This is a genomic window from Scandinavium tedordense (genome assembly GCF_024764965.1).
In the GTDB taxonomy this organism is placed as follows: domain Bacteria; phylum Pseudomonadota; class Gammaproteobacteria; order Enterobacterales; family Enterobacteriaceae; genus Scandinavium; species Scandinavium tedordense.
In genome coordinates this window covers 275189-294473 of sequence record NZ_JALIGG010000053.1, presented here as the reverse complement: position 1 = coordinate 294473, position 19285 = coordinate 275189, and the positions used below count along the sequence as shown (strand labels likewise).

Sequence of the window (19285 nt, the reverse complement as noted above, 5' to 3'; positions counted from 1 at the left end):
TTTGTTGTAATTGCGCCAGTTAGTGACTTTAAACTTCTGTTTTGCCATGGGACGACCCGTGTTGCCGGATGATGCGTGATCTGATCCTTTAACTCAGCAAAAGTTCGATTTATTCAACAAAGCCGCGTGCCGGTCGTAAAGACGGGAATGCATTAAACATTACTGTTGCCGAAGGGAATCCGCACGACCAATTCTTCTTTGAAGAACCGCTGGAGATGATGCAGGGGCAGGTTCAGGCTCCGGGTGTATTTCTCAATGCTGTGGCGATTCTCGAACGACAACTCGCCGCGTTCTGCCTGGATAACTGGGTAAAAACAGGGGTGCCGGAATCCGCAATCAGTAAAAATGTGAAGCAGATGCTCGATGAATTGGATACTGGCCGTAAGGGCGGTTTCCCATACAATTTCCTGCGCTATGTGCAGGAACATCGTGTGGCGATTGCTGAACGTTTTGCCGGGATTTTCCCGCAACTGGAAGCTGATACCTTACTGCAACTGACCCATTACCTCACCGGTGAGCAAGATTATCGTTCGCTTGAACAAAGAATAGATACTGCACTGGCGCAATTACTCGAAGATCGCAAGTCACTGCGTACACGTATTGATAAGTTGAAATACAGCATCGAGAAGTTAAAAGCTGCGCCTCAGGATCAAAATTACGAAGCTGATTTGCGTGAACTGACTTCTGAGCGTTCAGCATTGCAGTCACTGATTCGTCAAATAAACGACAAGCAGACCCTGAACTTCCTCACTGATGAAGGCTTGCTGCCGAACTATGCTTTCCCGGAAGCCGGTGTGACTTTACGTTCTGTTTTGTGGAGGCGTAAAGAAGGGGGGCAAGAACGTGAATTCCAGAATACAACCTACGAGTATGAACGCCCTGCCGCCACAGCGCTGGCTGAGCTAGCCCCCTTGAATAACTTTTATGCTGGTGGGCATAAAGTAGAGATCGAACAAATTGATCTTAACGTCTCGAAGCCTGAAAACTGGCGGATATGTAGCCACTGCAACTACAGCGAAAATATCGATCAAACGGGTGATCAGCATAAGTACTGTCCAAAATGTGGCACGCCTGTTTGGGCTGATGCAGGGCAGAAAACGACCTTACTGAAATTGCGTCAGGTCTATGCTCGTGCCAGTGCACGCGATAGCCAAATCAGCGATGAAAGTGATAGCCGCGAACCGACTTTCTTCCAGCGGCAGTTACTGGTGAGTTATGAACCTCAGGATGTCACGGCGGCCTATGCCATTGACGAAGGTGAAGTCCCGTTTGGCTTTGAGTTCTTGAGTAAAGTGACTCTGCGCGATATTAACTTCGGCAAGATGGCTGATGATGCCAGCGAGTTGATGATTGCGGGTGACAAAAAGCGACGTACTGGTTTCCAGGTTTGTCTGAGCTGTGGAATGGTTAAACGCCCGCGTAACAATGATCCGCGGCGAGATCATGATCTGAGCTGTAAATACCGCAGTGAGCCAGAAAAAGCGAAGTTTGAAGATTATCTCTATCTTTATCGCCAGCTTGAGTCTGAAGCGCTGCGTATTTTATTACCTGTAACCAGTTACAGTAATGACCGCATTGTTGAGTCGTCCCTTGGGGCGGCCATCCAACTTGGGTTGAAACATTACTTCAAAGGGAATGTCGATCACCTGAAAGGGATTGTGTATCGCGAACCTGAAAACGAAGGGGAATCCTGGCGGCAATATCTGGTTATTTACGATACGGTGCCGGGAGGAACGGGTTCTCTGAAAGAACTGATGAGAACGCCAGACAATTTGCTGAAATTGTTGCAGCAGGCCTATCAGGCATTAGTGGAATGTAGCTGTAATCACGATACCAGCAAAGATGGCTGTTACCGTTGTGTATACGCCTATCGTGACCGTGGGCGCATGAAGTTTGTTTCACGTGACCAGTCACGCGTACTGTTGGCGCAAATTCTTAAAGCCAGCGATAAAATTCGCCAAATTAAAACCATCAATAGTATTTCGCTCGACGCAATGATGGGGTCTGAGCTTGAGAAGCGATTTATCAGCTGCTTACAGGAGCAAAAAAGCCTGGTTGTTAGCCGCAGCTACGCGCACCAAAGCGCAGGCTGGGTTATCAATACCCGAGCGGAGTCTTCGTCCAGTTGGCATTTAAAAGCACAGGTAGATTTAGGGGTGAAAGAGGGCGTGGGTATTCCTTCACGACCTGATTTCGTACTTTACCCTATCGCACAATCGGCAGAGATAAAGCCCGTCGCGATTTTCCTGGATGGCTATGCCTTCCATAAAGACACCGTTTTTGATGACGTTCAGAAACGGCAAGCGATAAAAGATAGCGGGCATTATCATGTCTGGACTATCGGTTGGCGTGACCTCAACGAAGCGGGCTGTAAGCATCTTCAGGATGTACTAGGTCTTTTGCATAATCCGGAAATGAAAAAGCCTACGGTTTATAACCGATTCCATGATGTCAATTTTGTGACCTTGCATACTTCGGTACAAGACAGGAACAGCTTCGATTTGTTACTTGATTATCTGACTGAGCCTGAGCAAAAAACCACGCTTTGGAAAAAGCTGGCTGCTGCACATGCCTGGGTATGGCTGGACGTTAAGCGTTCGCAAGAGCCAGGTGTCCAGCAAAAATATGCTTATGAAATGCAGGAAAATGCCTCACCTGTACGTCAGAAGCAGATTTTACCCGACGAACCTTTTGTTTTTGGCGGACTCCTGGACAGTTGCGGTTCATCTCAACCATTTATTGAGTTGGCATCAGTACTGCTTCAGAGCTATCTCAAGACTACGCCAACAGCGGATCAGCTGTGTGAGGCATTACGACTTCATCTCTGCTTTGATGACCGCCATTCAGAAGATAGCGGTTATGAAGCTGGATTTTATGGTTTCTGGCGCCTGGTGAATCTGCTGCAATTTTTGCCTGATATGTCGTTTACCAGTCGTAAAGCAATACATCAGCCGCAAGAAAAATTAGTCGTTTTGCCGACAGAAATAGCTCAAGAAGTGCAGTCAGATGCCAGTTGGGCAGAAATTATTGAGTTTGAATTACTCACCAGTGAAGAAATTGCTTTGCTTCAGGCTCATGACTTTGCCGCACCGGTTCCAGGTTATGCCTTACAAAACGATCTGGGTGAGATTATTGCAGAAGCGGATCTCGCCTGGCCTGATCAAAAACAGGCAATTATTTTTGAGGATGAGAGCTTCGCTTCTCATTTCACCACACATGGCTGGCAGGTCGCGTTAAGCCCTATCAGCGAAGAAACTTTAAAATATCTGTCAGGAGGTGATAAATGACGGTTCAGTTGCCAAAAGTGGCACTTTCTGATGGCTTTCTTGGAGCGTTTGCACGCATTCCAAAAGTGCAGCAGAAGAAAGTCCAGGAGTTTATTTCTAAGTTTCGTCAGGACCCGACCAGTAACGGGCTGAACTACGAAAAGATTCACGATGCCCGAAGTACCAATGTCCATTCGGTTCGCATAGATCAAATATACCGCGGTATTGTGCTTAAACCAGAACAAGGCGCGATATATATGCTGATGTGGGTGGACAAGCATGATGAGGCCTATGATTGGGCCCGCCGTCATGATTGTTCAATCCACCCATTAACGGGGGCGATTCAGGTTATTGATATCAGTTATATCAAGGCTGTGCCTGAACCTGTTGCACCAGATAAGCCTAAGTTATTTGCTGCATATACAGCTGATCAGATCCTGGCACTAGGTGTTCCTCCTGTATTTATCGATCAGGTTATGGTTCTTACGGATGTCGATGGGCTTAACCAGCTTGAAAACGTTATGCCTGCAGAGGCCTGGGAGCCACTTCATTGGTTGTCTGAAGGATTGGATTACCAAGAGGTTCTGGAAGAGTTTAACGACCGCAAAGATGTGCCTGTCGATACTAACGACTTCATCGAAGCTATTGAACGCAGTAAGCGTCGATTCCATGTAGTGGAAAATGAGCAAGAACTGCTGCAAATGCTTAATGCACCACTAGAAAAGTGGCGAATCTTTTTGCACCCCAGTCAGCGTAAGTTGGTAGAAAATCCAGCGACCGGACCTGTTCGTGTATTGGGTGGAGCAGGTACAGGGAAAACAGTAGTCGCTATGCATCGTGCAAGATGGCTTGCTCAACGTTTGGGTGATCAACCTGGCAAGAAAATTCTGTTTACGACTTTTACTCGTAACCTTGCTGCAGATATTCGCGCCAATTTACAGCGTCTTTGTTCTCGTGAAGAAATGGCTCGCATCGAAGTTATTAATATTGATGCCTGGATGAGTGAACAACTTAAACGCCATGGTTATGATTTCCGTGTAGTTTATGAAAGCGATGAAGGTCGACGTAAATGCTGGAGTTATGCCTTGCAGCAAGCCCCAGCAGAGCTCGGTTTATCTGATAATTTTTACGCGGAAGAATGGGCTCGAGTAGTGCAACCCAATGCGGTCTACAGTCGTGAAGACTACCTCAAAGTTAGTCGGCTAGGGCGAGGAACGGCATTGTCGCGTATTCAGCGAGCCAAAATATGGCCTGTATTTGAAGAGTTTCGTTCCCAAATGGCACGCGCAAAATTGCGTGAAATGGGGGATGCGATGCATGAAGCGATTGTCCTGTTTAAAGAAAAACAGGTTCAGTTACCTTATAGCAGCATTGTGGTCGATGAAGCCCAGGATATTGGTGCTCCGGCCTTTACTCTAATTCGTAGTCTGGTGCCTGAATCACCTAATGATCTATTTATTGTCGGTGATGGGCATCAGCGAATTTATCGCAACAAGGTTGTGTTGGGGCAATGTGGCATCAATGTCCGTGGCCGCCGAAGTAAGAAACTAAAAATTAACTACCGTACGACGGAAGAGACCCGGCAGTTTGCCGTCGGATTATTGACTGGAGTGAAGGTGGATAACTTAGACGGTGAAGCTGATGCCAGCAATGATTATTTGTCATTGCTGCATGGTGATTTACCAACCATAACGCATGCTACCGATTTTAAAGAAGAAGCAGTCACCATCGTTAAACAGATTCAGGCGTTACTGACTAACAATGTGCGCTCTCAGGATATTTGTATAACGGCCCGTACCAAGCACGCCTATGACCGTTATGCTTCTGCGTTAGATGATGCTGGAATTGAAACTTATTCTTTAGGCCAGGACAGCGGTGATACTGATCAACGTTCTGGGGTGCGTATGGCAACGATGCATCGCATCAAAGGACTTGAGTTCCAGTATGTCTTCCTTGCCGGGATTAACGATGGTGTTGTACCTGAGGTGAAAGCCATCACTTCAGATGATCCTGTAGAAAAGCGTGATGCGTTGTTCAATGAACGAGCATTGCTTCACGTGGCAGCAACACGTGCAGTAAAAGGATTATTTGTTTCATCATACGGTAAACCTAGTTTCTTACTGGAGCCTGAAAGCGAGTAATACAACTAGATAACCAGATAACCAGATAACCAGAAGCTGTAGCTTCTGGTTATCTGCATTTTAGCCCTAATCAATATCGGCCACTGATTTGCTGATTTGGTAAGGATTAGGAAATCAAGTGGCACATGTGAAAGCACACCTGACCCTTGCAGTCACCGACCTTGCCCGCAGTATTGATTTTTATCAGCAGCAGTTGGGGCTACGGCTGTATGCCCGCTGGGATAACGGCGCGTATTTTAGCTGCGGTGATCTGTGGCTTTGTCTGTCGATTGATGCGGCGGTAACTGAAAAGAGTGATTACACCCACTATGCTTTTAGCATTGCCGCGTCTGAATTTGCGGGGTTCGTGTCACGTCTCGAAGCACAGGGTGCGGCGGTGTGGAAAAACAACAAAAGCGAAGGGGAGTCGTTCTATTTTCTTGACCCGGACGGTCATCAACTTGAAATCCACGTCGGCAATTTGGCCCAGCGCCTGGCGGCCTGTCGTGAAAAACCTTATTCCGGAATGGTATTTTTTGACTGAAAAGTTTGAGAGTAGCAGACCAAACAACAAAAGCCCGGTAAGCGCAGCACCACCGGGCAAATAGCCACCCACTATTTAGACGGCGGTGGCACATAGTCCGGATAGTAAATCACCAGCGGATCGTCATACGCCAGCACGCTGCATAATGCAAAACGGTTGTTCATCATAAACACCAAGTTAAAAAGACATCATCAGGTGCTATGGAACATGGAACCCGAAACCCGATCCGCCCGATGGCTCAACGGATCATTGATTTTATTTGATATTTTTGGGCGTTCGGGAAGGGCGTCACTGCCATGAGGAACGTATTGATCAGTCCGCCACAATCTCGATCATATTGCCATCCGGATCGAGAATGATCGCTTCGTAATATCCATCCCCGGTCATGCGCGGGCCACTTTTCAGAATGCCTTCTTCTTTCGCTTTCGCCGACAGCGCATCCACCGCCTGCTTGTCGCCGACGTTCAGCGCGATGTGCGCCCAGCCGCAAAACTCGCGGTTGTCCGGGGCGTCAGGCAATTCCGGCAGGGTCATCAGCTCAACCGTGGGGCCATCTGCCAGAGTGATGAAATAAGATGCAAATCCTGGACGGTTTTTGCTGAGGTATTTCTCATTCGGCGTGCCGTCGAAATAGCGCTGCCAGAATGCTGCCTGTGCGTCCAGGTCGCGGGTCCACAGTGCTACGTGCGCAATCTTCATTTTTACCTCCATAATTCCGTGTTTTCCCGAGTATGCCGCGACAACCCGTCAGCTCAAACCGTGTACTATCCAGGGTGTGATCCCGGCGGTCACTCGACGTTTATTCCATCGCCAGATGAATGGCTTCTCCGAGTTTTTCCATCACTTCGCGGTGTTTCTCGGTGGTCGGCAGGGCGCAGTTGACGCGCAGGCAGTTGCGGTACTTGCCGGAAGCGGAAAACAGCGTGCCCGGCGCTACCTGAATTTTCAGCTCGCACAGCTGTTTTGCGACGCACACCATATCGACCATTTCCGGCAACTCGACCCACAGCATAAAGCCGCCTTCGGGCCGGGTGACGCAAATTCCACACGGAAAATACTGACGCAGCCAGCAGGTGTAGGTTTCCATATTGCTGTGATAAATCTGCCGCATCCGGCGCATGTGGCGGTGGTAATGCCCCTCACGCACGAAAGCCGCGACCGCCAGCTGTGTGGTGGGCACGTTGGTGCCGGTGGCGGCGTATTTCATGTGCAGCACCCGGTCGTGGTAGCGGCCAGGCACAATCCAGCCCACACGCAGGCCAGGCGCGATGGTTTTGGTGAAGGAGCTGCACAGCAGCACGCGGCCGTCGATATCCCAGGATTTGATGGTGCGCGGGCGCGGATAATCGTTCGCCAGTTCACCGTAAACATCGTCTTCGAAAATGACGATATCGTGACGCTGAGCCAGCGCCAGCACCGCACGTTTACGCGCATCCGGCATGATAAAACCGAGCGGATTGTTGCAGTTCGGCACCAGGATCACCCCTTTGATCGGCCACTGCTCCAGCGCCATTTCTAGCGCTTCTACGCTGATCCCGGTTTGTGGATCGGTTGGGATCTCAATCGCTTTAATGTCGAAACCGCGCAGCAATTGCATGGTGCCGTAAAACGACGGCGATTCAATGGCGACGATATCGCCCGGTTTGCACACTGCCAGCAGGGCAATCGCCAGCGCCGCGTGGCAGCCGCTGGTGATGATAATGTCGTCGGCGCTGACCACCGCTTCACTGTCGAGCATCAGGCGGGCGATTTGTTCACGCAGCTCGCGACGGCCAGCGAGTTCGTCATAGCTGAAAATATCGGTGGCATGATGCTGCACAAGGCGCGTCATTTCACGCCAGAGCGGTTTCAGACTCGGCTGGGTGATATCCGGCGATCCGCCGCCGAAGGGGATTATCGATTTGTCGTGGCGTGCATCCAGCATGGTGAGGATCTGATCCCAATGGGTGACATCCACCGGGCGCTGCACCGGGCGTGACATCGCCGGCACAGGCGGCTGGGCTTTACGCGGCGCGATAAAATAGCCAGAACGCGGCTGCGGCGTTATCAGCTGCAGCGTTTCCAGCGTCTGATAGGCCTGCTGTACGGTGCTGATACTGACGCCGTGCTCCTGACTTAGCGCGCGCACCGACGGTAATTTCTCGCCATGACGGTACAGCCCCTGTTCGATCCGTTCGGCGATCAGATTCGCCAGATGCTGGTAACGCGTCATCGCTGTATCCTTATTTGATGCCATACAGATGGCAAAACCAGTACAGATTGGCGTGAAAAACGCCGTGCAGATACTGTTTTAGCGGATCTGTATGTTAAATAAAAGTACAATTTGAATCTGTATTGTTAACCCTTCTCGCGGTGAAAATAGCGTCATTGACAGCGTGAGGAGGTGCAGGATGGAATTTCATGAGAATCGCGCGAAAGCGCCATTTCAAATCTTCGTATTGATGGGCCGCTGGCTGAGACAAACCTGGCGTATCTGGAAAACGCGCCGGGAACTGGACCGGCTCAGTGATGCGCAGCTGAAGGACGTTGGGCTGCGACGCGAGGATTATTGATTGCATCACCCGGCCTGAGCGCCGGGTTTTTTATTTCGCATTCCATGCTCTTTCGCTAAGACGTTTCTTGATACCTATCAGGGTAAGTATTAATCTTCTCCTGCCTTGTTAAGGAGACCCTATGACTGAAGATGCTTTGTTCGCCCGCCGCCCGATGGGGATGCGCATGGCGATGGTGGTGCGCCAATGGCGAGCCATTATCGACAACGCAATAACTGACACCGGCCTGACGCAGTCCAGCTGGACGACGTTGATGCAGCTGCAACAACTGGGTGATAACGTCTCAACCAGCGAACTGGCGGAAGTGCAGGGCATTGAACTGCCGCCGCTGATGCGCACGCTGATACATCTCGAGGAACAGGGCTATCTGCTGCGTACGATATCGCCGTACGACAAACGATGCCGCTTGTTAATGCTGACCCCGAAAGGCCGTACAGTACTCGAACGGTTGACCCACGTGATCGAAAGCTGCCAACAGCGGGTCACGGAAAATATTCCTGCCGACGTCATGGACGCCTTCAGCAACACGCTTAACCAACTCGCCTGCAATATGCGGAACATCCGCGACGACATTAAATAAGACCTAAAAAAATGATGAGCCCCGAACAAAAATTTGCCCGCTGGGTAAGGGTAAGTATTGCCTCTTTCCTGCTGATGTTTGTCTATTTCATCGTGGCGGATATCTGGATCCCGCTGACGCCCGATTCCACCGTCATGCGTGTGGTAACCCCAGTCTCGTCGCGCGTCTCCGGCTATGTGGCCCACGTCTACGTGCACAACAACAGCCCGGTGAAAAAAGGCGATCTCTTGTATGAGCTGGACCCGACGCCGTTTATCAATAAGGTGCAGGCGGCGCAAATCGCGCTGGAACAGGCGAAGCTCACCAACCAGCAACTGGACGCGCAAATTGCTTCCCAGCAGGCCAATCTCAAAACCGCGCAAATCACTGCCCGCAATAATCAGGCAACGTTGAGTCGTTATCAGCGTCTGGCGACGATGCAAAACGTGTCGCAGCAGGACCTGGATAACGTCCGCACCGCGTGGCAAAACAGCGAACAGTCGGTGAGTGCTATCACCGCGAGTATTCATAATTTGCAGATTCAGCGCGGCGAACGTCACGATGATCGCAACGTCACGCTGCAAAAATACCGCAACGCGCTGGAAGAGGCGCAGCTCGATTTGGGCTGGACGAAAATCCGCGCGGAAGCGGCGGGCACCGTCAGTAACTTGCAGTTAAGCCCCGGCCTGTATGCTTCGGCAGGCACCGCACTGCTGGCAGTGGTGAATGACGAGACCGATATCGTGGCGGATTTCCGTGAAAAAAGCCTGCGCCATACGCAGCCCGGAACCGATGCGGCGGTGGTCTTTGACGCGCTGCCGGGCAACGTTTTCCGCGCCCATGTGACCAGCAGCGATGCCGGGATCCTGGCCGGGCAGGAAGCAGTTAGCGGCAAACTTTCGCAACCAGAAGAATCCAACCGCTGGGTACGTGATGCTCAGCGGATGCGCATTCACGTGGCGCTCGATGAGCCCATCGATAAAACGCTGCCAACCGGGGCGCGTGCCACGGTGCAGCTATATAACAGCGAAGGTGTGCTGGCCCGCTTTTTCTCCGGGGTGCAAATTCACCTCGTAAGCTGGCTGCATTATGTCTATTAACACCCTGGCGCGGGTATTTACCCCGCACGACAACATCGTCTACAGCGCCAATGATTTTCGCCAGACGCTGCGCATTGTCTTCGCGGGGATGATTGCGCTCAGCATTTCCACCTTCTACAACGTGCAGTACGGCGTCTTTTTTGTCGTTTATCCGGTCATGCTGCTGTCGCTGGTGCCGGTTTTTAACCGTCATGTGGCAACGCAGTTTATCTTTAGTGCAGCATTGAACTGTGTCGAAATGGTGCTGATCATCGGCTATCTTTCGCAATGGCCAATCGTCATGACGCTGGTGGTATTTGCGCTTTACGTGATGCGTTTTCGCTTTATGAGTCAGGGCCCGTTGTTTCTGTTTGGCTCGATGGGCGTGGTGTGCCAGAGCGTGATGCTCAATTTTATGAGTTACCCCGCCAACAGCTGGCACACGCTGCTGTCGTCCAATATGGAAGCCAGCGTCATGGCCGTTAGCCTCAGTGCGTTGATGCACTTCCTTCTGCCCGACGTCGAACCGCGCCAGCCGCCACCGCGCATTGAAAAGAATGCGGCGCGCGTGCGCCATGAATCCTTGCTGTCCGGCACGGTGGCGACGGTTATCTTTGTGATTTTCCAGGTCTGCGATCTCAGTGATTCACTGTCGGCGCTGATGGCAGGGATCCTTATCCTGTTTCCGATGCATTACCGAGGGGCAGTACTGAGCTCACTCTGGCGTGTGGTGGGTGTAGTGCTGGCCTGTCTGTATATTCTGCTGGTGCAGCTGATCCTCTACGATCACAGCAGCCATATGCTGTTGATGATGCCGCTGATTGGCCTCGGGCTGGCGTTCAGTGCCCGCCTGCACGTGATGGAAAAAGTGGGGGCAGGCGTTGGATTTGCCAGCATTACCACCATCGGGATCATGTTTGGGCAGAATCTCCATCCCGAACAGGATCTGGTGTTCAGCGATCTTTACCGCGTGGTTTCGGTCACCGTGTCGCTGCTGGCAACGCTAACGATGGTGTTTCTGGTTCACCTGATCCTCAACCGCTTTGCCGCCACGCGGTTCGTGGTGAATAACCCGAACGCGTGAGTTCCAGACCCGTAAGCGCTTTTTTGCCCGGCAAGCGTCAGCGTGCCGGGCGCCACCCTAATGTATTAACGGCATCACCAGCGCCGGGAGCTGTGAAAGCAGCCACAGGATCAGGCCAATCGTGCCGCCAACCAGCGTGCCGTTGATGCGGATAAACTGCAGATCCTTACCGATGTTCAACTCAATCTGATGCGACATATCGCGCGCGTCCCAGCTTTTCACTGTGTCGCTGATATGACGCGTGAGGAAAGTGGCGAAGTCTGGCGCCACACGGCGTGCAGCCTGTTCGAGATGCCCGTTGAGCGAGGCACGCAGCGCGCCGTCGGTCACCAGCGCTTCACCGAGCCACATTCCGGCTTCCGCAATCCGTTTCTGCGTGCGCGAATCCTCGGTCTGTAGATCGTTCTTCAGCCACTGACGGAGATCGGCCCACATTTCCCCCAGATAACGGTTAAACGCCTCATCGTCTTTCAGGTAGCGTTTGATGTTCTCCGCCTTCTCGGCCATCTCCGGATCGGTTTTCAGGTTGTCGATAAGCTTTCTCACCGCTTTATCAAACGCGTGGCGCACCTGATGCGCGCTGTCCTGGCTGACATCGTCCAGCAGCGTATTCACCGCCTCAGTGACCATTTCGGCGCTGTGTTCGCCGAGCCATTCGGTCGGCAGTATTTTGGCTTTTAGTGGGTGCTCTTTCTCCAGCCAGTGAATGATTTGCCGGGCAATAAATTCGCGGCTGCTGTCGCGCTGGAGCAGGGCTATCAGCTGCGCAATCAGCGCGTCGAGCAGCTTCTGATGCCGGTTGTTTTTGGTCATGCTTTCCAGCATCAGCGCGCTGGTGCCAGTTAAATCGACCTTATCAATCGCTTTATGCACCGCGCGTTTGAGCAGGCCCTGAATGCGCGAATCATCGGTCAGTTCGAGAAAACCGCTCATCACCTTAATCAGATGTTGCCCCACGCGCTGGGCGTTTTCGGGCTGGCTGAACCAGTTGCCAATCATCAACGCCGGTTCATGCTTCTGAATTAAATTCACCAGCGACTGAGTGTCGAGAAACTTTTCTTGCACGAAATGGCCGAGATTGTCGCCGATCCGGTCTTTATTGCGCGGAATAATCGCCGTATGCCGAGAGATGAACGGCAGCGGCACGCGACGAAACAGCGCCACCACGGCGAACCAGTCTGCCAGTGCGCCGACCATCGCCGCTTCGGAAATGGCTTTCAGCGCGCTGACCCACCGCGCAGGGGGCAGGAACAGCGTGGTCACAAAAATGGCTGCCGCAATGAGCAGCAATGAGAGCGCCAAAAGTTTGGCACGTTTGAGTTCAGCTAATTTATCCATGATCTAAGCATAGAGCGGGACGGCGGTGGAGTGCAAAGCCTGGCATTAAATCGCGACACGGCGGCTGATCTCCACCACCTGATCGCCCGGCAGTCGATAATAGTGGGTGGCATGTGTGCAGTTGCGCACCATGAAAGCGAAACAGCGGCGCTGCCACTGGGCGATACCCTCTCCGTCTTCGCGCCCAACCAGGGTTTCATGGCCCAAATAGTAAGTGGCGTCGGCCAGTTCAAACGGGCAGTTTCGTTTCTTAATTTCGTACTGTAACGCCGGGATGTTCGGATGTTCCATAAAGCCGTAATAGGCCACCGCGCGCCAGTAGTCGGGTGCGGCTTTACGGATGACCAACCGGTTCACATTGGCAATATGCGGCACGTTAAGAATGGTGACGGTCAGGGCCATCACCTGCTGCTGCAATGCGCGATTGCGTATCACATGCCAGCGCATTACCGGCGGAACACCGCTTTGTGAGCGGGTTAAAAACACCGCCGCGCCTGGCCCGCGGGGAATATCGTTCTCGCGAAGTTTATCGAAAAAGGCCTCTGTGTTCATGCCTGTATCGTTCAGCGCCCGCAGCGTGGCGGTATGGCCGCGATGCCAGATAACCATCACGCAGCAAATCACGGCGGCCAGCAGCAGCGGAATATAACCGCCTTCCAGCACCTTAATCAGATTGGCAATCAGGAAACAGGTATCAATGGTCAGGAACAGCAGGGCGGCCAGCGCGCTGGCGGTGCGGTTCCAGTGCCAAATCCGCCGCATGGCGACGTACAGCAGCCCGGATGTCATCAGCATGGTTAACGACACCGCGATACCGTACGCGGCAGCGAGGTTATCAGATGATCGGAAGAACACCGCGAGAAACACCGTCGCCCCCATCAGCAGCCAGTTGACGATGCCGATGTAAATCTGGCCGTAGTTATCTTCAGCCGTCTGTTTGATCCGCAAACGCGGCAGCCAGCCGAGCTGGATGGTCTGGCGGGTCATCGAGAACGCGCCAGTAATGATGGCCTGGCTGGCGATAATCGTGGCCAGCGTGGCGAGGATAACCAATGGGATTTGCAGTGCGGGCGGGCACAGGCGAAAGAAGATGTTGTGCGAAATGTCCCCGCCGGAAAGCAGCAGCGCCGACTGCCCGGCGTAGTTCAGCAGCAGGCTCGGGAACACCAGGCCGAACCACGCAATCCAGATAGGCTTTTTGCCGAAATGCCCCATGTCAGCGTACAGCGCTTCCGCCCCCGTCACGCAGAGGAACACCCCGCCGAGTACCAGAAAGCTGACGAAACCGTGCGACAGCAAAAAATGCACGCCGTAATACGGATTAATCGCCATCAGCACTGCCGGATGTTGGCCGATTCCCCAGATGCCCAACCCGGCAATCACCAGGAACCACAGCATCATAATTGGGCCGAACACAATGCCTATTTTGGCCGTGCCGAAGGGCTGAATGGCAAACAGCGCCACCAGAATGGTCACGGTGCCCGGCAGGATCAAATGCTGGGCCTCGGGGAATACGATGTTCAGCCCCTCAAGCGCCGACAGCACGGAAATCGCCGGCGTAATGGCGCCATCACCGTAAATCAGCGCCGCGCCGAGCAGTCCGGCAAAGATGATCAGCGCCCGGCCCTTGCCGTTATGCTGCAAAAGCGACATTAACGCCATGATCCCGCCTTCGCCGCGGTTATCAAAACGCATCGCGAAGGCTGCGTATTTTATCGAGGTGACGAGGATTAGCGTCCAGATAATCAGCGACAGCAGACCGAGAATAATGCCGGGCGTCGGGCTGCTGCCGGAAAGGAGGATGACGGTTTTGAGGGTATACAGCGGGCTGGTGCCGATATCGCCGAACACCACGCCGAGTGCGCTGCCTGCCAGCAGAAGCGCGTTAGGCGGTTTTTGTGCCGTGTCGTTTTCCGTCGCCAGTGCCGTCTGGTCCATGAAAACATCCTGTGAGTGAATGTGGCCCTTTTACACTATAGCCCTGAATAATGCGTCTCACGGCGGCAGGCAGTTATTGGTCGCGCAGTGCCTGTAAAAAGCGGGCGAAAAGATCCGGCAACGGTTCGTCGTACCACAGCGCGTAGAGATCGGCGGGGATCGACTCTTCGAGTTGCAAAAAAGCCACGCCAGGCCAATGGATCAGCGCGCAGGATTCGGGCAGCAGTGATACACCGTTTCCGGTGCTGACCAGTGCCAGCGCGGTTTGTGGTTCAAAAACCTGATGGGTGATCAGCGGCGACACGCCCAGCTCGAGGCAGCTGTCATACACCTGACGGGCGAAATCACTGCGGTTGAAGGAAAGCGAGATAAAGGCGCGATCGGCCAGATCTTTCAGGGAAACCGTGGCGCGCGCACACAGCGGATCGTTCTCATGCACCGCCACGCATATTGCCTCCCGGGCAAACAGCTGACAGCGGATCTTCGCTTCCACGTGCGGGATAACGTTGCGGTTAATGGCGATATCGATGGTTCGCGCGCGCAGAGCTTCGGTTTGTTCCTGTTGGCCCAACTCATGCAGCGACCAGTTCACGTCCGGGTTGGCTTCACGAAAGGCCTTCATCCGTGTCAGCAGCGGGCCCCACATCGCGCTGCCGATAACGCCGATGTTGATGTGCTGTTTTTCGCTGCGGCCAATCTGGCGAACGTAATTCAGTGATTGCTCGGTGGCACTGAGGAGTTTATCGACCTCCGCTTTCAGTACTTTTCCGGCGTGAGTCAATGCGACTTTACGACTGGAACGTTCGAACAATTCAACGCCGAAGATCTCCTCAAGCTCTTTGATTTGCATGCTGAGCGGTGGCTGGGAGATGTTTAGCCGGGCAGCGGCCCGGCCAAAATGCAGTTCTTCGGCGAGGATTTGAAAGTAACGCAACATCCGCAAACGAACGCGGCTATTAGCCTGGGGATCGAGCATGCCGGGCACCGAGAAAAAGGAGGGTGGCGGTATCATGCAACCCTCCCTGAAGGCTGTCAAACCGCGACCGCCTCGCCCTGATGCAGGCGTTCTGCTTTGCTGCAGGCAATTGCGGCGAGCAGCGTCACCATCAACAGCGCATACGCGCAGGTGGACGCATTGACCGCGCCGTGCAGGCCGTAATGGCTGTTGACCAGCGAAGAGACGGTGGCGAACAGCAGCGTGCCCACAGTGCCGCAGGTGAGCAGCGCCGAAATCAGCGTCGGTGAACTGCGGCTGACCTGCAACGTACCGTAACTCATCAGGCCGGAGAACAAACCAGAGTTAAAGAAGCCGAACGCGCCACAGGCAATCAGGATAAGCGTGGTATTGGTGCTGTTGCTGATAAGCGCAATCGAGCCCAGCCCGACGGCGGTACACATCAGCAGGAAGGTGCGCAGCTTCATCCATTTCACGGTGAACTGATTGAGGAACAGGCCGGTGGCTTTCGCGACCCAGTATACGGTGGTGAACAGTGCCGCTTGTTCAGGTAAGAGCTGGAAGCGCCATTGCAGATAACCCGGAGTCCACAGGGTGAAAATCGGTTCAGCCAGCAGGAACAGGAACAGCGCGGCGCACAACAACCATACCGAGCGACCCCACGGTTCGTGAGTCACTGCATCCTGATGCGTGTCCACCGGCGCTTCGGTAGCCGGGTAACGGCTGCGCAGCGTCAGTAGCAGCATCAGCACGCCGAGGCCACCCATAATGCCGTACATCGCAATCCAGCTGGCACCCATTTTGAACAGCCACGCCAGCAGGAACGAGAGTGTGGCGCCGGCCAGGCTGAAGAAGAAGTCTGTGAAAATCAGGCTCGACGAACGGCTTTTCTCGTCCGGATTGATACGCACCACCAGATAGCTACCAATGGTCATGAAGATACCGCCGCAGGCGCCGATAATAGCGACCGCCACGCTAAACATGGTCAGCGTTGGAGTGATGAACAGCAGGGCGCTGATGAGGATAGTCAGCGCGGAGGCGATCACCAGCGGTTTTTGCAGACCCCATTTTTTCATCAGGATACCGCCGAGCATAATCGGCACGAACATGCCGATATTCATCAACGTAAAGACCTGGCCGATAAAGCTCGGATCTTTGTTGAACGCGGCGCACAGCGGGCCGAGGACGATGCCGAGCGTCGAAACCAGTGCGCCGACAAAGTAATAGCTCAGATACGAAATCGCGTTCAGATTACCGCGAGAGTAATTTTCTGACATCTGCACTTCTCCTGACGGGCTGTGCGCCCGCCGCTGGATGGGAATTTAGCGGCAGCTCTTCACGAACTGGCTAATCAGGCGAATGAAATCATCGGTGACCATCGCCGCGCATTTCAGGGTTTGTTCGTGAGACAGTTCCACGTCACTCAGGCCTTCCGCCATATTGGTGATTGCCGACACCGCCAGCACCTTCAGGCCGCAGTGGCGTGCGACGATAACCTCCGGCACGACCGACATGCCGACCACATCGCCGCCCATGTTTTGCATCATGCGAATTTCCGCCGCGGTTTCAAAGTTTGGTCCTGGATAAGAGACGAAAACGCCTTCGTGCAGCGTCAGGCCCAAATCACCGGCGGTGTGCTGCAGTTTCGCGCGCAGGTCTTTGTCATACGCGTTGGCGAGGCTGAAGAAACGCGGGCCAAAGCGATCGTCGTTCGGCCCGACCAGCGGCGTCGACGGCATGGTGTTGATGTGGTCGTTCAGCGCCACCAGGCTTCCGGCAGGGATATTCGGGTTGAGTGAGCCTGCGGCGTTGGTGCAGAACATAAATTCACAGCCGAGCAGCTTAAAGGTGCGCACCGCGTGGGTCATGATGCCCATCCCGACACCTTCGTAGAAATGCCCGCGACCCTTCATACAGATGATGTCCACGCCGTGCAGCGAGCCCATCACCACTTCGCCCGCATGACCAATCACGGTACTTACCGGGAAGCCGGGCAGTTTTTCGTAAGAGATGACGGTCTTGTTATCGAGCTTATCGGCCAGCGACCCAAGGCCGGAGCCGAGGATAAACGCGATGCGCGGCTTAAAACCAGGCTTAACGGCATTGATGATTTCAACGGCTTCGTAGGGGGTGTCATTAATCACGGAATGAGACATAAAAACTCCTGAATGCTTTGGGGTATATGTCCATTCTGAGAAGTGAGTGATTGGGAATCCAATTGTATAAAAGGGGTTATTGATAGTATTTATCGAATGAATTGGCGTGGGAATAGAGAAGCTCGACGGAATTTCAATGAGTTACGATGCGGTTGCGTGACTGGGAGGGACTGATAGCGGAAAAGCGCATGGCGGAAGTGTGATGGGGTTCACTGGTGTGCTCATTCGCGAAATTGAGTGCGTGGATCCTCATTCTGTCATCCTTCAGTCATCTTTCTGTCATGTCACATTCTTATGGTGTTTCACATTCATAAAAAGGTGACAACAACATGAAAATTAAACTTATTTCTCTGGTGGTTGGCAGTACCCTTTCTCTCTCAGCTTTTGCAGCGGAGCCAACCGCAGAGCACTTTGTGGTGAGTTTTCCTGAAGGCTCACACGTCAATTACCGTGGTGCGTTTTCCAGCGCGTTTCCGAACGGTTTACCGGTGGGGATCGGCTCTGGTTTACTGTTTACCGGTAAGCAAGGCGATGCGCTGACCTTTGCGACGATAACGGATCGCGGTCCGAACGCCGATTCTCCTGGCGTGGGTAAGCAGGAAGCGAAAGTTTTTGTGACCCCGGACTTTACGCCGTTACTGATGTCCATTCGGGTTGAAAACGGCAAAGCCGAGGCGACCCATCTGCGCCCGCTGCATGATGAGAAAGGCAATATCAACGGTCTTCCGCTGCAAAGTGGGGTGATTGGATCGACCGACGAAGTGGCGCTGAGTGATACTCTGAAAACGCTGACGGGCGATAACCGCGGGCTGGATACCGAAGGCATCACCCCGGACGGTAAAGGCGGTTTCTGGCTGTGCGATGAATATGGCCCGTTCATGATTAACGTCGACAGCAATGGCAAAATCATCGCGAAGCACGGCCCGCAGGCGCTGGACGGTGAAAAGTCGGTTGCCGGTGGTCTGCCGAATATCATCAAGTGGCGTCAGCCAAACCGTGGCTTCGAGGGCATCACCCGGATGCCGGATGGGCGCATTATCGCCGCCGTGCAGAGCACGCTTGATATTGATGGTAAGAGTAAGAAGAAAGCCCTGTTTACCCGTCTGGTGAGTTTTGACCCGGCGACCGGTAAAACCGCAATGTACGGCTATCCGATTGATAACGTCTACAGCAAAAACAGCGATGCCAAAATCGGCGATATCGTGGCGCTGGATAATGACCATATCCTGCTGATCGAGCAGGGCGGCGATAAAGATGACGTGATGCGCAATAACATCTACAAGGTCGATCTGAGCCAGGCCAGCGATCTGGCGGCGTTTGATAAACCGGGTGAATACCCGGAGTTTGATAGCGCGGATCAACTGGCGACGCGTGGGATCACTTTAGCGAACAAAACTCTGGTGGTTGACCTGCGTAAACTCGGCTGGAAGCAGGAAAAAGCCGAAGGGATGGCGCTGATCGACGACAAAACCTTGGCAGTGGCGAACGACAATGATTTTGGCGTGAAAACGACGCTGAAAAGCCCGATTGAAGGGAAGAAGCTGAAGGATTATCGGGTGAATGAGCAGGGGAAATTGACGGTGGATGACCAGGCGGTGGCGACAACCCTCGGCATCCAGCCACTGGAAAAACCGGCGTCAGATAGCGAGCTGTGGGTGATTACGGTGCCTGAATCGTTGTTGTAGTTTTTGCAG

The 19285-nt window shown here is 53.3% G+C and carries 14 protein-coding genes and 2 pseudogenes; 8 read left to right on the top strand and 8 right to left on the bottom strand.

The genetic code is table 11. The features are described from left to right. Nucleotides 1–113: pseudogene (locus MUU46_RS23105) on the bottom strand (hypothetical protein); the annotation flags it as partial. A gap of 12 nt (nucleotides 114–125) precedes the next feature. Between MUU46_RS23105 and MUU46_RS09040 the strand changes: the two are divergent. The 3 genes and pseudogenes from MUU46_RS09040 to fos all read left to right on the top strand — a co-directional run. Further along, nucleotides 126–3287, top strand: a pseudogene (locus MUU46_RS09040) (MrfA Zn-binding domain-containing protein); the annotation flags it as partial. Further along, nucleotides 3284–5407, top strand: coding sequence for a UvrD-helicase domain-containing protein (locus MUU46_RS09035; RefSeq protein WP_258965350.1), 2124 nt, complete (start codon nucleotides 3284–3286; stop codon nucleotides 5405–5407). The pseudogene MUU46_RS09040 and the gene MUU46_RS09035, both read left to right, overlap by 4 nt. A 118-nt stretch (nucleotides 5408–5525) precedes the next feature. Then, the gene (gene fos, locus MUU46_RS09030) at nucleotides 5526–5930 is read left to right on the top strand and encodes a fosfomycin resistance glutathione transferase (protein ID WP_258965349.1); all 405 of its coding nucleotides are present in this window, start codon (nucleotides 5526–5528) and stop codon (nucleotides 5928–5930) included. A 312-nt stretch (nucleotides 5931–6242) separates the two neighbouring features. Here fos and MUU46_RS09025 read toward each other — a convergent pair whose 3' ends face one another. After that, entirely contained in the window at nucleotides 6243–6629 is a 387-nt protein-coding gene (locus tag MUU46_RS09025; protein WP_258965348.1) for a VOC family protein, read from the bottom strand. A gap of 100 nt (nucleotides 6630–6729) precedes the next feature. After that, nucleotides 6730–8142: an aminotransferase-like domain-containing protein gene (locus MUU46_RS09020; protein ID WP_258965347.1), complete on the bottom strand. Its 1413-nt coding sequence runs from the start codon at nucleotides 8140–8142 to the stop codon at nucleotides 6730–6732. 178 nt (nucleotides 8143–8320) lie between these two features. Between MUU46_RS09020 and MUU46_RS09015 the strand changes: the two genes are divergently transcribed. The 4 genes from MUU46_RS09015 (at nucleotide 8321) to MUU46_RS09000 (ending at nucleotide 11204) form a co-directional block, all read left to right on the top strand. Next, complete coding sequence (locus MUU46_RS09015; RefSeq protein ID WP_258965346.1) at nucleotides 8321–8482, top strand: DUF1127 domain-containing protein; 162 nt, start codon at nucleotides 8321–8323, stop codon at nucleotides 8480–8482. Between the two features lie 121 nt (nucleotides 8483–8603). Further along, on the top strand, nucleotides 8604–9062 hold the full coding sequence (locus tag MUU46_RS09010; protein ID WP_258965345.1) for a MarR family transcriptional regulator: 459 nt from the start codon (nucleotides 8604–8606) through the stop codon (nucleotides 9060–9062). Between the two features lie 11 nt (nucleotides 9063–9073). After that, on the top strand, nucleotides 9074–10141 hold the full coding sequence (locus MUU46_RS09005) for an HlyD family secretion protein (protein ID WP_159761825.1): 1068 nt from the start codon (nucleotides 9074–9076) through the stop codon (nucleotides 10139–10141). After that, nucleotides 10131–11204 (top strand): DUF2955 domain-containing protein, encoded by a 1074-nt coding sequence (locus MUU46_RS09000; protein ID WP_258965344.1) that lies wholly within the window; start codon nucleotides 10131–10133, stop codon nucleotides 11202–11204. The genes MUU46_RS09005 and MUU46_RS09000 overlap by 11 nt, the downstream gene beginning before the upstream one ends. Nucleotides 11205–11261: 57 nt before the next feature. Here the strand turns inward: MUU46_RS09000 and MUU46_RS08995 are convergent, their stop codons facing one another. From MUU46_RS08995 to xapA, 5 genes are all read right to left on the bottom strand, one after another. Next, complete coding sequence (locus MUU46_RS08995; RefSeq protein ID WP_159761823.1) at nucleotides 11262–12542, bottom strand: DUF445 domain-containing protein; 1281 nt, start codon at nucleotides 12540–12542, stop codon at nucleotides 11262–11264. A 45-nt stretch (nucleotides 12543–12587) separates the two neighbouring features. After that, entirely contained in the window at nucleotides 12588–14465 is a 1878-nt protein-coding gene (locus MUU46_RS08990) for a potassium transporter Kup (protein WP_374685001.1), read from the bottom strand. 88 nt (nucleotides 14466–14553) lie between these two features. Then, nucleotides 14554–15492: a LysR family transcriptional regulator gene (locus tag MUU46_RS08985; protein ID WP_258965342.1), complete on the bottom strand. Its 939-nt coding sequence runs from the start codon at nucleotides 15490–15492 to the stop codon at nucleotides 14554–14556. Between the two features lie 20 nt (nucleotides 15493–15512). Further along, nucleotides 15513–16712, bottom strand: coding sequence for an MFS transporter TsgA (tsgA, locus tag MUU46_RS08980; protein WP_258965341.1), 1200 nt, complete (start codon nucleotides 16710–16712; stop codon nucleotides 15513–15515). Nucleotides 16713–16757: 45 nt separating this feature from the next. After that, on the bottom strand, nucleotides 16758–17591 hold the full coding sequence (gene xapA, locus MUU46_RS08975; RefSeq protein ID WP_258965340.1) for a xanthosine phosphorylase: 834 nt from the start codon (nucleotides 17589–17591) through the stop codon (nucleotides 16758–16760). A 329-nt stretch (nucleotides 17592–17920) separates the two neighbouring features. Here xapA and MUU46_RS08970 point away from each other — a divergent pair, with 329 nt between their 5' ends. After that, nucleotides 17921–19276, top strand: coding sequence for an esterase-like activity of phytase family protein (locus MUU46_RS08970; protein ID WP_258965339.1), 1356 nt, complete (start codon nucleotides 17921–17923; stop codon nucleotides 19274–19276). Nucleotides 19277–19285: the final 9 nt, after the last annotated feature.

What these genes read in the sequence shown, in the direction of transcription:
- MUU46_RS09010 (WP_258965345.1), top strand. Translation starts at nt 8,604, where the DNA reads ATGACTGAAGATGCTTTGTTCGCCCGCCGCCCGATGGGGATGCGCATG.
- MUU46_RS08985 (WP_258965342.1), bottom strand. Translation starts at nt 15,492, where the DNA reads ATGATACCGCCACCCTCCTTTTTCTCGGTGCCCGGCATGCTCGATCCC.
- MUU46_RS08970 (WP_258965339.1), top strand. Translation starts at nt 17,921, where the DNA reads ATGAAAATTAAACTTATTTCTCTGGTGGTTGGCAGTACCCTTTCTCTC.
- tsgA (WP_258965341.1), bottom strand. Translation starts at nt 16,712, where the DNA reads ATGTCAGAAAATTACTCTCGCGGTAATCTGAACGCGATTTCGTATCTG.
- MUU46_RS09005 (WP_159761825.1), top strand. Translation starts at nt 9,074, where the DNA reads ATGATGAGCCCCGAACAAAAATTTGCCCGCTGGGTAAGGGTAAGTATT.
- MUU46_RS09020 (WP_258965347.1), bottom strand. Translation starts at nt 8,142, where the DNA reads ATGACGCGTTACCAGCATCTGGCGAATCTGATCGCCGAACGGATCGAA.
- xapA (WP_258965340.1), bottom strand. Translation starts at nt 17,591, where the DNA reads ATGTCTCATTCCGTGATTAATGACACCCCCTACGAAGCCGTTGAAATC.
- MUU46_RS09000 (WP_258965344.1), top strand. Translation starts at nt 10,131, where the DNA reads ATGTCTATTAACACCCTGGCGCGGGTATTTACCCCGCACGACAACATC.
- MUU46_RS09025 (WP_258965348.1), bottom strand. Translation starts at nt 6,629, where the DNA reads ATGAAGATTGCGCACGTAGCACTGTGGACCCGCGACCTGGACGCACAG.
- MUU46_RS09015 (WP_258965346.1), top strand. Translation starts at nt 8,321, where the DNA reads ATGGAATTTCATGAGAATCGCGCGAAAGCGCCATTTCAAATCTTCGTA.
- MUU46_RS08995 (WP_159761823.1), bottom strand. Translation starts at nt 12,542, where the DNA reads ATGGATAAATTAGCTGAACTCAAACGTGCCAAACTTTTGGCGCTCTCA.
- MUU46_RS09035 (WP_258965350.1), top strand. Translation starts at nt 3,284, where the DNA reads ATGACGGTTCAGTTGCCAAAAGTGGCACTTTCTGATGGCTTTCTTGGA.